The organism is Litoribrevibacter albus (assembly GCF_030159995.1).
Taxonomy (GTDB): domain Bacteria; phylum Pseudomonadota; class Gammaproteobacteria; order Pseudomonadales; family Litoribrevibacteraceae; genus Litoribrevibacter; species Litoribrevibacter albus.
Window position 1 is genome coordinate 36,736 of sequence record NZ_BSNM01000025.1, and the last position, 13,538, is coordinate 50,273.

Below are 13,538 nucleotides of genomic sequence, written 5' to 3' on the forward strand. Positions count from 1 at the left end.
TGTTTACCTAACAAGGTAGGACCTATTATCTTAGGGAGAACACTGTAAAATTTACAATTTCTTATAGAACCTTAATTATCAGAAATTGTTGCCAAGGAAGCAGCTGTAATCGCTAACTGCGAAGCAATACCTGTGACACTTTGAGTTAACGCTAACCAATCAATAGGCCGGGCATCACGAGGAACAATGATTGTCGAGCCAGGTGGAATATTTGTCGATTGATAGTTCCACCAAGACGCTTGAAGTGTACGTGCACTACCATTTGGTAAAACAATAAAGACCCTATCTTCATCCGCTGATTCAGAGTAGCCACCTGATTGATTTAGATAATCAATTGAATCAAGCTCTGGATCAAATAAGAGCGTACCAGGATTTAACACTTGTCCAACGACAGAGACGGTTCGAGTGCGCTTAGGAATAAAAATTGTGTCACCGACTTCCAATTTTATATCCAGTTCAGGCCTAACCTCCAATATTGATGGGTCAGCCTCAACAACAATACGCCCAAGAGCCTCTGTTTCTTCAAGCTCTTTGGTCAGTCCTTGTAGCATAGCAATCGCATCAGCACCGCCTGCTGATTTGAATGTCCCACTTGCAATTGCAGTGAATAAGGCACTGTTTAATTCCTCTGCAGCTCGCTTAAATGCTTTTTGCTCAAGCTTTCTGGTACTTTCTCTGGTGAAAACCGCACCATATGGATATGCATCTTTTGTTAAACCACCCGCCCTGAGAACCACTTGAGATAAGGTTTCACCCTTTTTAAAGCTATAAACACCAGGATAAACAAACTCTCCACTTAACTTTATCACTCCTTTTTCAACTTGAGTGATCTTTGGACGAACACTAAGAATATCACCAGGATATGTTTGATGAGACTCTTCTTGCAGGTTCACTTGTCTAAACAGCTGCCCACTAGCTAATTGGTTTTTAACTGAAGCCAATTCTACATGTTGCAAATCACCATCTTGAGTAATCCCACCAACAGCTTCAATCATAAAGCCAGCGTCAACAGATTCAGCTATAGGATATAAACCTGGCTCTCTGGATTCCCCTTGGACAGCAACCACATATTCCATCAACATTGGTAAAAGATAAGGATAAGAGTCATAAATACTAGGACATTTCATTACATTTTTGAGGGAAATCTGCTCAGCAGTTGCCTGTGTTGCAATAGCTCGTTTGATGCGGCTCCCACCCTCGCTATTAACAACCTCTGCTAATTCAATAAGACCCCGACATAAACCAGAGAGTGCAGTTTGCTGCTCTTGTGTGACAATTCCTTGCGATTCTTTAAAGCTCTCACTTAAAGATCGATCCTCAGCTAACAGAGCGTCTGTTTGCTCTTGAAGAGTTTTTGTAACCAATAGACCATCTGATTTTAAGTTAAGAGAAGAGGGTTCTTGACCATTTAATACATCATGAATATCGGCAGATGACAGATAATCAATGTGTTCTTCATTAAAGAAAAACACTCTATCGCCTGATCGGAGTTGAATATCATCTGAATTAACCAATACTCTATAAGGAAGGAAGGTATTAAAGCTTCTATTTTTGGTTTGAGGATCAATACGTTCGATTACACCAAATAAATTGTAAGGTTCGTATTCATTTCTTAAGTAACCTTTTGCAGTTTCAAAAATATCCGATAACTTCATCCCTTGAACGTAAGGATAAACCCCTGGATTTGTGACTGCGCCTTGAATCTCTACCAACTTTGGTAATTCAAATGCATTTGCTTGGTATCTTAACTCTTGGGTTATCGGCAATAGTTGCTTGGCACGATTCTCTCCTAAAGACAGTATCCGAATCTCATCCCTTGGTTCTAACAAAATATTTTCAGGAGCAGTAGAATCTAGAATTACAGGCACCAAATTAACTGAATGAAATTCAATTGACCTATTACTAGCCTTAACTCTCTTCACCAATACATATTTCAGGTCCACCTGATCTTTAAAGATTGAAATATCTCCAAGCACATCAGACATTTTCATGCCTCTGAACCATTGGTATTTACGTTCTCTTTTAACATGACCTTTAATAGTGACAACCTTTTCAAAGTGGTCAACAATCGAGTAGGCAATTAATCGATCTCCATCTTTGATTTTGGTACTTAGTACATTCTTTTGAGTAGTGTCTATATCAAGCAGAGATTGCTGAGTACCCGTCTCAATTCTTTGTAGTTGTATATAACGCTTATCCGCCGTTGCCTTTAAGCCACCAGCAAGCTGGATAACCTCATCTAGGGTGCTCTCACCATTCAACTCATAAATAGCAGGACGATTAACTTGACCATCAACTGACACGGTTGATCCAACAGGTGGAATAAACACTGCATCACCTGGCAGCAATTTTAGATCCTTAGAAGTATCCCCCTCCAATAGGAAGTCATACAAATCAAAAATAGTTACTAATGTGCCATTACGTTTAAGCTGAATATTCCTTAAAGAACCACTTTCTTTCACTCCACCACTAGCCATGATAGCGTGTGATATTGTTGATAATGCGCTAACAGTGTATGAACCGGGCTTCCATGCATCTCCAAGAACGAAGACACGCATCGAACGAAGCTCACCCATAGTTACAACAGTAGTGATACCTATTTTCTGATTCTTTATCCGATTCGTGATAACATCACGAGCCTCACTAAACTCCAGCCCAGCAACTCGAATCAAGCCTAATTCTGGAACATTTATACTTCCATCTCTCTGGACGACCAAAGAGTATTGAGCGCTCACCTTCCCGAAAAGACTGACTTCAAAAGTATCACCAGGACCAATAACATATTCTTGAGGGACTGGAATATCTGTAGCTGGAGCAAATGTTGTTGGCTCAGAGGCAAAAAGATCATATCCAAAAGGCCGTAAATTTTGCTCTTGAGAGATATCGTCTTGTGTCACTGATTGGATAACAGACTCTCTACTACTAGACTGGGTAATAGAGCCCGTGTAACGAGGTTGATATATATGAGGCTGGATAAATTCTGCTTTCTGCTCGTCAGCCCCGTTTTGCTTCAGCATTTGGAGAGCTCTAGCCTGCTGATCAGCAGGTAATGTTTTAAAAACACTTTGATATTGAGGGGGTATATTGGAAGGAGCTGAAAAAGCCGTATTAAAAAAACAAAAGAAAGTGATCAAAACACCTATTACACGGCAAAACGACATAGCCTTCATCCTTGGATATTGTCCTAAAAAATTACAAATACTTAAAAATGGATCTACTTAAACTGCAGTGGCTCAATTTACACTGTTTTACATTACCTTTTCAATCCTAACCTGAAATTTCATCACACCCAGGATGGGAATGATCACTCTGGAGAGCTATCAATAAATAACTTTCACTTCTAAACTTCCTGTCCGTGAGTGTTCATGCTCGGCTAAGACAGCTAAGTTTTGTTTCCTTTGAGTAATTCTTTTTAGGTCTTCTTGAGTTGTAAAAATCAAAACAAAACGCTCGCCATAACTTGGTTTGATCATGATTCTTCCCTCAAGATGTGCATACCGATCCCAGGTTTCTTCATGATATTCAACTACAGAGTCGGTCACGTAACGCGTTGGCTGTCTGTTTTCATCAAGAAATAATAATACTGGATAAAAGACGCCTTTTTGAGCAAAGCTTTTTACCTTAATGCCATAGGTCTGCTGTGAAACAGGTAAACGAATTGGAAGGTAGTAACTTTGACCCGTTGGAAATTCATAACTTGGAGACAGCTCACCCAACTTTTCATACACAGAGTCTTCAGGCGTTAAAGAATAAAAGCTTTCTTCTGGAATTTGAGCGCAGCATGTGTCTTTTATACGAGCAACGAGTTTCTTATCCAAAGAAATGACTGACTTTGGTTCCGAGCTCAATGAAGGAACTAAGTCACCCAACGCCTGAACTGGCCTGTCACCCTGATCAGGTTCAAAAAGGTATTGATTTGCGTCCGTGTAATTAATAATTGTCCGTGATTGAATAGATACATTTGAACCAGGTGTATACTCCGAAGAGACAAGCCGACCAGTAGGATCGACCCAGCTATAATGCAAAGACTCCTCTTCCCTAAGGAAACCTTGTCTTGCCAATTGATCCCCATCGATATAATCAGAGGCAAGCTCACCACCTTGTAGCACAAGAGTTTTCTTTTCAATACTTTGAGGAGCTGTCGCATACTCAGTATTATGAGTTCTCCCGTCTGCCTCTACCCAAGTATAGTATTTCCGCTTTTTCTCTTTTTCTGATAAGGGATCAATTTGATACGCAACAGATGCAATCCTATTATCCTCCGCAACATAATCTGAAAGAGACAGAGATTTATAGCGTTCAATTTCAGCCAGAGTAACCCTGTTTCTTTCAATGAAGCTATTTCTCAAAACTCCGTTCTGATCAATCCATGAATAGTAATCATCAGCCCAAACCAATATAGGAAAAAGCAAAAAAATCAGCGTCAACTTACGCATATTTGATCAAGTGTCTTCTCTTCAAGTAAATACAGAACAAAGAAATAATCAGCCCCCAACCAAGGGAACCGCCTCCTCCAAGTTTTTTCACCGAAGGCTCATCACGCACAAAGTCTCCCTGATCACCAATTACTCCTGGATCAACAATCGTTCCATTTGCTAAATGATCTTCGTCATTCGGCCCACCATCTGTGATACTGATTTGAACACAATCATTACCCAATCTCAGCTCGCTTATGTATCTCGAAGAACCAGGCTTTGGACATGCTCCATTTATTGATGCTGCAGAACCTAATGAATCACTACCAGAAGTATCAAATTCTACCCAAGCTCCAGACACATACTTATAAATGGTACTACTGACAGGTAATCGCTCTTCTAGCTTAATCACCACTTTCGCCTGCTCTCCTGGTTGCGACAAACCTTCAATAACAAAACCTATAATATTAGAAGGTTGTATCTTAGTCGGGATTGTAGGGCCAAATATTTCAGAATACATCTCTGACATATATTCATATTGTGTTTCATCTAAATCAACCCCATCGCTTGACTGATCATCAGGAGGAGGTAACGCCTTACCAGTAATTAACTTATAGGTTTCTTCGGTCAAACGAATTAATGGCAATGAAGATCCTTTCGTTACTAAGTTATCAGGTAAAGAAAGACTGTAGTTAGAATGTGTTTCCATAACCACTTTGTGACCATCGCTTGTGATAACACTGGAACTGTCATTGTTCGTACCAGAATAATCTGCAATGGCATCGAGATCAAAATCAGGTAGCGGCCCGGAAGCTCTACTCTCTACAAACAAAGATAACTCTTTTCTGATAGGTAATCGTTGCCCTACAGCATCAGAAACAACCACCACAACTTTGTATACACCGTCAATCAACCCTGCTGGTGAAAAGATAAATTGCGTAGGATCTGACTCCAGTCTGACCAGAGATGAATCACTGTTTGACCAATCAATTATGCCTTCCATCCCATCAGGAAAAGTGACATCTAAATTAACTTCAACGATACCTGAATTAGAATCCAAGAGACGAGTAATTATAGAGCTTTGCTCCACACTTAAAGAGACTTTAGGTGCTAGCGCTTCTTCTGTTTTTATAACATATGCAGTTTCATTACCCGAACGTACGATACCATCACTGACATTTTTAACTACTATTTGGGCCGAATCTTCAAAGGTGTAATTTGTACAAATTAAACGCCCTTGATTTATTGTCAGCTTCAAATCTTGTTTAGTCTGTTGAGACATCGGTGTTTCTTCATCATCCGATACCGATCCTGTAAAGTTGAACTCGCCGGGGAGTTTACTAAACTCTACAGGGCCAATCTCCAGGTTAACCTCTAGCGGATAGACATAACTGTTGCCGTTTAACTCCAGACAGACACTTGACTCACCATCTTGCGTGTATATATAAGGATCTTTAAAGTTAAGTCTAGGGCGAACATTAATTAGCTGTGTCTTTGTCGTAACATTCTTAGCATCATCCTCAGTCGTCCATTTAATTAAATGTCTTCCCGGCTCAAACCAATAATCATCAACATCACTAAACACATCAAACTCTTTAGTAGAACCAGCATCTTTTCCTACTGGTGTCTCAATATCTACATAAGTCAATTTACCACTACTATTAATAGTGATCTTATTTATTCCATGAATAGTAGGAGGATTATCATCAACGTTAGGGTTCAGACCTAAAATATACTCCATTACATTGGTAATACCGTCGTTGTCTTTATCCTGACTTGCATCTGAAGCATCTAACCAATTAAACCCATTTGCCATTTCGAAAAGGTCAGGCATACCATCAGAATCATCATCCAAGTCCGCATTATCTCCAATACCATCACCATCGGTATCCACCGACTCCGCAGGATCGTTCGGGAAAGGATCTTCATCATCTTCAACACCATCAGAATCAGTATCTTTGGACGTTGGACTGGTGCCTTGGGTAAACTCGTCTAAGGTAGTGAGATTATCCTTATCAGGATCCCCTAAAGCGTCAGGAATACTTGAATCGGATGGATCAAAACCATTCTTTAATTCGAAAAAGTCATTAAACTCATAGGTATCAGCATCCGAGTTTTTCGTTTTATCCGCAAAAAAGACATTACGTATTTTAAATACATTTTGAACTCCGCCTGCACTACCGTCACGATTCGCAAACAATTGAACAATTGTTACATGATTAGGAATTGTGATTTCTACCGTTTGCCAATCAGGGGAAGCACTCAATTGTTGAGAAAAATTGCCATCTTCATAAAATTTTAAACTATCGCAGCACCCTGTTTCATGATCATAAAGCACTTCCATATGTAAAGTAGCGGCTGTTTTAGAATTCGTTAGGATTGACAAATCGACTTGAGTAAATTGTGGAACATACGCTTCCAGTTCACCATTGTTATTAACATTCCAATACTTGTCGAAGTCAGAAAACAAAGACTTAATTTTCGGTAAACTTGCTAATTCTGAAAAGTCGTAATCTATATTCTTTAAATCATTGAGATCATATCGATAGAAATCTACCAGGTTTTGAGACAAATCAGTCGGTGTATTGGGATCTGTATTTCTAGGATACTCCCAACGATCTTGTGTCCCATCACCATCAATGTCAGACAAAGTATTCGGAGTAAATAGATCAAGATTGAATGCTAGCTCCCAGCCATCAATGATGCCATCACTATCTGAATCTTTAGATAACGCAAGCGTTCCATTCTGCAGCTCAAGATCATCAGATAAACCATCATTATCAGAGTCTTTGTTGCCAGCAGAAGTACCTATTAGGTATTCCTGTAAGATGGTTAATCCATCTTCATCCGTTAAATCCGATCCTTGCTCTTCTTCCCAAAAGTCATTAATACCATTACTGTCAGCATCAATCAGCGCTAAACATCCATCCTTGGCAGTACAACTCAACGAGTCAAGAGACATAACCTCAATATCATCCAGAAGGGCCGCACCTTGTTTACCCTCTGTATTTTTATATCGATAGATATATAAGCCTAGTGCCGGCTGTACAAAACTTTCACTTGATAAATCAAAGTATAAGTCAGAGCCCTCCCATACACCTTGCATGGAATTCAACCGAGTATAGTTATTTAATTCAGTATTTGGATTAGCAAGATCAATAGCTTTATAGTAAATAGCATAATCTTCAGACATAAAATGATTAAGCTTAACAAGCCATCTGTTAGAAGTACTTTCTGGAAGTAATAGAGTAGTCAAGCTGCGCTGATATTTACGTAACCCAGATAGCTCCAACGCAGCGGAACCATTATTTGCGTGACTATTTAAATTACGATTTAACGCAGTTTGACAAATACTTGTCCCCCCCCAAAACCGAAGTTCACCTGAATTTTCATAACCTTCAAATGTCAGCCGGGAATACACCGATTCCGATTCTTGATCTGTTTCTTGATCTGTTTCTTGATCTGTTTTTGCGCCAAAAACAGTAATTCGTTTTTCCCATGAGTTGGACTTAATGTAATCACTTATTTGACCGTCCTCGGGATTCAAAGGATCAAGAGTGATTAAATCATTAAAATCAGATTGAGCAATTTCCCATAGATCTGACAGCCCATCGCCATCAGTGTCATATTTTCTAGGATCGGTACCATAAACGTTTACTTCTTTCCCATCTTCGATTCCGTCACCATCAGAATCACGTCGATAAGGATGAGAACCTATTTGGTATTCTTCAAGGTTAGTTAGACCATCATTATCCGAATCAGCTGAGCCTGCATTCAAACTCCATAGCATTTCATCATAATCACTATAACCATCACCATCAGAGTCTAAATTTGTCCCGCCATATACTATGAGGTCAATTACTGCCCTACCCTCACCATTAGTACTAACACCTCTGGTGTATATCCATTCAATCTTATGAGGACCTGCTGATATCTCAAACTCATACAACCGAGAATGAGTATTTTTAATTTCAACAATCTTTATATCATCCACATAAAATTCAAATTTATCATCAGGATCTTGACCATCGATATAAGCCTCAAAAGCAAACTTACCTGACTCAAGAAAATTTAAGACTTTAGACACAGTCCCTTCGGACTCAGCCAGAATATTTGTAGAAACCAGCCCCCCACCAAATGCCAGAGGACTAAAACTAGAAGTATCAAAACGACTATTAATAACACTATTTGAAGAAAAGAAGGGCTCACGTAGATAAAGAATGTTTGAAATATCATCTGAAGATTGTGAGTATATTGTAGATATAGGAGTTACTACGGGAATAGTACATTCACTAACAAGTTGCTCTGAAGCTGTTGAATCATGTGCAGTTATATCAAAGCCTGATCGATCAATTACTGAGCCATAATGTTGTTCACCAACATAACCTAATACAACATCACCTAACGAAGACTCAACCTCTGTATTCTCTTGGATTTCCTCATCACCACCAGAACCTCCAAACACCAACTCTTCGGTAATGACCTCACCATTTTCTCCATAGTCGAATCTATCAATTGAAACTTGGGTAGTTAAGTCAATTGAAATCCCTGCTGCGAAAATAGCCTGAGACAATAAGATTAAGAAGAATGAAAAAGCTGTATAAATAAATCTAACTAAAGAACTCGACATAACACTCACCTAAAATTTTGTCCTAAAGGTCATACCAGCTAAAACAAGAGTTAGCTTTGTTTCTACATCCATTCCAGCGTAGGGGTTGTAAACCAAGTTGGTAACCGAATCAATATTCAAACCATCACTGGTATCAGCAGGAATATATTCTTTAGATTGAAGAAACGACAAATCAAAACTCAACTCGGTGTCCTTATCCCAGGTGTAGCCCAAACCTGTACTAAAGAAATGAACATCACCAAGAGGCGCAAGAATATTACGTCTATCGTCTGGCACTGAAGAACGACGTGGTTCATAGCCAATGCGAGTTTTTAAACGAGAGGTAATTTGATGCTCAAAGCCAATTCCCCATGACCATACACTTTTATAATCAAGACCAATTTTCAGAGAACGGGAGCCCACATTATTAGGTGAAAGAATTTGACCAGCCCCTGTAATATCCAGTGGTTTATCAAGCTCAATAACGAACGCTTCCCACTCGTCATAATCTGTATAGCCGATATCAAATGTAAAGGTATGATGAGGCGTTAATTTAAGCTTCACACCTGTCTGAAAGTGCATAGGATAAGTCAGATCCATGGACAGATTCCCACGATCCATATCAACACCTCGAGGCAAATTGAAAATAGCCCCAGTGATTGAACCAAAAATGGAAGAGTTAAAAACCTGCCAAAAGCCTGTAAAATCAGATGAATAATCTAACTCGTATTTACCACTCAAAGACATATCAGATGAACTTTGATAAGTTGCACCCCACGCAAACCAGTCAGTTGGTTCCCACAAAACCCCCACATTAAAGGTCGGCGATAAACGCTCCTCCATTTCCACAGTCAACTCACCTGCATCACGAAACGGACCAACACGACCACCACACAAAGTCAGTAATGGAGCCAATGGATCATCACCCCCGCCCCCTTCTTCACAACCAAAAGCATCCTGTAGCATATCAGCCATCGCGACTAAAATATTTGGTGTACGCATATCTTGTTGTAGGTACAAACTCTGGTAGGACATGCCAAAAGACGCACCAAAAGACAGCTCATCACTATACTTATATGCGATGGAAGGTGAAAAATAAGTTAATCGTGTCAAAGCTAACTCTTCACCTTGATATTTACCTGGATCATCACCTGCTCTTTTATAGCCAAACGCAAAGGGAGCATATATACCACTTGCAAAGGTTAGCTTTGAACCTGGTGGTTGAATTGAAATCCCAGTACTAGGAAGAGTAGCCATAGGCAACTTAGGTGCCTGATAACCAAGAACAGGAGCATACAATGCAATGGTCGTAGTCAAGCTTTTAGTATTAGCAACAGGATCATCATCCTCATCAAGCCCAAGCAACTCGTAATCTTCCGGAGCATGAAACTTAGCACTTAACCGCATTGCAACGTTGGTAAGACTTGCTTCTAACTGACGACCATCTAACTTGGTCAAACCAGCTGGATTAAAGTGTATAGATTCAACTACACCTTGAGGATTGGCGGTAACCGCATTTCCTTGTGAACGCGCATGCGGACTAATTGTTAAGTTCTGCCCCATTTGAGCAAAACTGTTCAGAGGAAATAGGCAATAGAAGACCGTAACCAGCAATGCCGCTAGTGTGTTAAATCTCATTGAGGCTATCCTAATTTATTATTCTTATTAATTATTGTTCTGAGCTTGAAAAGTCTTTCAATCCCGAAATATCCAATGGCATTGATATACCCACAACCATGTCTGGTGAGTCTTCGGTCAAACCAAAACCAGTATTGATATTCATAATTGTAGAATGGTCAATCCGGATACCTAAAGCAAAGTTCATAACCCCACTAAACTGCTGCCCTAACTCGGCCTTATTATCCAGGACAGTTACAACCTCAACAGGATCATCTTCTGTTCCGACATTACGTACTGTGCGGGTATCTACGAAATCAAAAATCGTTGAGTCACTATATGACCCCTGGACAGAAGCAGTCAAAGAAACATCATATGATAGCGAGTATGCAAAACCACCAGATAATGAGTAAGAATCACCAGGATCAACCGCCTCAAGAATTCGACCACTTCTGGCCTGATACAGATCTTCAACGATAAAGTTATGCGTATAACTTAAAGATCCGAACAGTACTACAGGGTCCAATACTTTGGATGCACTTCCACCAAAGCCTAATGAATAATATCCACTACCTGTGGAAAGTTCCTCATCGATCTTAATCTCGTATGGACTCTCCCCAGTTTTTGTACTAAAGGTTGCAAACAATGTTTTATTAAGTTCTCCAGGAACTACAGCCCAGGGCTGCCAGCGAAGACTCAAAGAAATATCACCTAAAGCGTAAGAATTGATGTCTTCAGTCGTTTCAAACTTAGCCACCAAAGGAAGACTAACACTTGCCGTTAAGTTATTTAAAAGTCCGTAATCGAAAGTAAATGTATTAGTGAAACTATGATTAGCAGAGGTACTTGTATCTGCGGCAATAATACGACCACTCTGGATATCCAAATCAATACTCTGATCTGCAAAGTAGCTGTAACTAAAACTATAGTTTAACGCCATACCGCCTTTTTTAAGTAAAGAGTAATTATTTTCAGCTGCTTCAAAAACTTCTTCTAGCGCCTTTTGCGAATCAGAATCATCTGATTTCTTTGTTAGGGCTTCACGAGCAGCAGACTTAGCCTCTTCCTTAGTTGCAGCATACAAACCATGTGAAAAAACTAATCCACTGGTCGTAATCAAAGTAATGAGCACCTTGCCAATCACTTTAGTCTTCATATTTATCTACTCTCTAATTTTTATAATTATTTTCGTTTAAAGTAAATTCGACCTTCAGGAGGGTTTGCTTTGTAAGTCTCTTCAGAAACTTCACCTGATGTATCAGTCGTAATTTCCCTATATGTTTGAATACCGCCAAAAGCCGTTTCGGTCTGATGTTCCATACTTGTAATAAATTGCGGAAATTCATGGAAAGCAACAACATTAATTGTTGATTCACTAATATAACGAAGATCCTCATCTTTCAACTTAAGGGCATTCACCGGCTCTCTATCACCAGGAAATACAATAAACAGTACATTTCTGTCCCATATTTCCTCAAATCTAGTCAATGTAAAACTTAAATTCCCGAGTGATGGATCTGCAAGAAAAACACGACCATCAAGAACATCCCTTACAACAACAAAGTGCTTAAAGCCTGCATATTCAATTGGAACAATAGCTGGATGTTCTAATTCAACTAAATCATCAATACTCGCTTTAAAGCCACCAGCAGGGTGACCTAATGCAGTCACTAATCGCTTCATGTCCAACAAGGAAAACCCTCGTCGCTCTACAATTTTTTCCGTCTCACCATACTCAAGCAGACCTTCCATCACATGACGCTCCTGAAAGTTCCTACCAAGGTAATAATCAAGAATTGTAGTTAAAGCGGCTGACCCACAACTGTAATCATATGCCTGCCTAACCATATTTCGATAGCGCATAGCCGCCAAAGGCTCAACATTTGTGTGATCAGTAAATGAAGGGACATATTGATTACCTGATTGTTCAAAGTAAACAACATCTCTTGGTTTCTCTTCTATATCTGCTACATAGAAGGTGCCATACAAGGCGACGAGAGATCCGAGAAGAATAATTATCATGTGAAACGCTTTCTTATTATTAGAGTTACTACACTATAGTACATACTGTACCAAAAATTGTATTAAGCGTTTCACATTTTTATACAAAAGAAAATTTAAAAGAGTCAGACGATGACTACTTGAACATAACCAACGGTTTATTCTCTGTAACCATTTTTTTGGTATGCACAACTAAGTTTTCAGTTTCTTCATTTTCTGTGATTGGTAAAAATCTAAGCATTCCGACTTTCTGAGCATGCTCCATTTCAAACATCAACCCTTGATGTTGAACCTCATCCACAGCCAATGATGAATAGAAACAAATCAAAATCGCCCTTGCTTCACCTGCTTTAGCAGTCTGAACCGCCATATCTCTTAACTTGAAAACTTGTCGATCAACAGAAACATTCTTAGCTTCCTCTCCCTGGGGAACATAAACAACTCCCAACTCACCATCCTGCTTAACAAGCAACATAAAAGGAGGAACCTGTCTTGACTCACCAAGCTGAGTCAACGCAGTCTTCATACCGTTCTTCATTAGAAGATTAAAATCACGCTCAACCACCTGCTTTGACTCATCAGAAAAAGCTAAAGCAGAGAAAAACATCATAAAAATAGAGAAGGCACTCAACATTAATTTCATTATTTTTATTCCTTTAGAATGCTATGTTATAAAAATTTATAATACCGATTAAAACTAACCAATTGAAGTAACAATAAGTTAATCAAACACAAAAAAGCCGCCCGAAGGCGGCTTTTTCAATACTTACTTTAAAGCAATCAGATCAACTTAGTGACCGTATACTTTCAAAGTAGTACCAGATACGTCCAAGTTCTCCATGTGGATTGTACCAATTGTTTGAGATACACCACCTACAGAACCCATACCAACAGTC

7 protein-coding genes are annotated in these 13,538 nt (G+C 39.4%); all 7 read right to left on the reverse strand.

Features of this window, described 5'->3' with window-relative positions:
• Nucleotides 1-71 precede the first annotated feature (71 nt).
• On the reverse strand, nucleotides 72-3,161 hold the full coding sequence (locus QQL66_RS18685; RefSeq protein ID WP_284383539.1) for an SLBB domain-containing protein: 3,090 nt from the start codon (nucleotides 3,159-3,161) through the stop codon (nucleotides 72-74).
• Between the two features lie 159 nt (nucleotides 3,162-3,320).
• On the reverse strand, nucleotides 3,321-4,436 hold the full coding sequence (locus QQL66_RS18690; protein WP_284383541.1) for a MalM family protein: 1,116 nt from the start codon (nucleotides 4,434-4,436) through the stop codon (nucleotides 3,321-3,323).
• Nucleotides 4,429-9,045: a choice-of-anchor U domain-containing protein gene (locus QQL66_RS18695; protein ID WP_284383542.1), complete on the reverse strand. Its 4,617-nt coding sequence runs from the start codon at nucleotides 9,043-9,045 to the stop codon at nucleotides 4,429-4,431. Before QQL66_RS18695 ends, QQL66_RS18690 begins: the two co-directional genes overlap by 8 nt.
• Before the next feature lie 9 nt (nucleotides 9,046-9,054).
• On the reverse strand, nucleotides 9,055-10,662 hold the full coding sequence (locus tag QQL66_RS18700; protein WP_284383543.1) for an OmpP1/FadL family transporter: 1,608 nt from the start codon (nucleotides 10,660-10,662) through the stop codon (nucleotides 9,055-9,057).
• 31 nt (nucleotides 10,663-10,693) lie between these two features.
• A complete protein-coding gene (locus QQL66_RS18705) occupies nucleotides 10,694-11,797 on the reverse strand; it encodes a transporter (protein ID WP_284383545.1) in 1,104 nt (367 codons plus the stop codon).
• 26 nt (nucleotides 11,798-11,823) lie between these two features.
• Nucleotides 11,824-12,663: a C39 family peptidase gene (locus tag QQL66_RS18710; protein ID WP_284383546.1), complete on the reverse strand. Its 840-nt coding sequence runs from the start codon at nucleotides 12,661-12,663 to the stop codon at nucleotides 11,824-11,826.
• Between the two features lie 115 nt (nucleotides 12,664-12,778).
• Nucleotides 12,779-13,285, reverse strand: a complete 507-nt coding sequence (locus QQL66_RS18715) for a hypothetical protein (protein ID WP_284383548.1) — start codon at nucleotides 13,283-13,285, stop codon at nucleotides 12,779-12,781.
• Between the last annotated feature and the right edge of the window lie 253 nt (nucleotides 13,286-13,538).